Below are 587 nucleotides of genomic sequence, written 5' to 3' on the forward strand. Positions count from 1 at the left end.
ACAACGACAGTGATTCACTTTTCTGACTCTGCGATTAAGAAAATACAAGAAGAAAGCCAGTGTTCTGAATTGCGCGATCCTCGTTATCCTTTGCGCTTCCGCTTTCATGCTAATCGCCTTTCTGGATCATGGTTCTTTGTGAAAAATGCCGAGGGTAAGTCTCACTGGCGCAAGCTGGGAGTATGGCCGCACCTGAAAGCTAAAGACGTGATCGAGAACCTGAGCGAATATCAAGCCCGTTTAGCCGTGAACTTGCATGACGAGGTATTGAATCAAGAATTTAAAACTGTGTCGGATTTGTTGGCGTGGTATGCAGAGCGTAGCAGCAAAGACAACACGGTTACATCGGCAAGACGTGCCACGATCAAGTGGGCCATTCAACGCCAGCTTATTCCTATGTTGGGAGAGTGTGAGCTGACCGAACTCACGCATTCTAAATTAGATGAAAAGCTATTCTGGCCGCTTCAACGCTATTACTCCATTGCCACGGTGCGTTCTATTTGGAGCGTGTTAAAGCAAGCTTTTAAACGTGCTCACAAATTAAAGCTGATTGGGATTAACCCCGTAGCGGGCTACCTGTTCAATGA

Annotated in this window: 1 pseudogene; it reads left to right on the forward strand. The window is 46.5% G+C overall.

The features are described from left to right. Positions 1-587 (forward strand): annotated as a pseudogene (locus tag R7Z77_RS27065) (hypothetical protein); the annotation flags it as partial.

It is taken from the genome of Vibrio sp. 1401 (assembly GCF_033340295.1).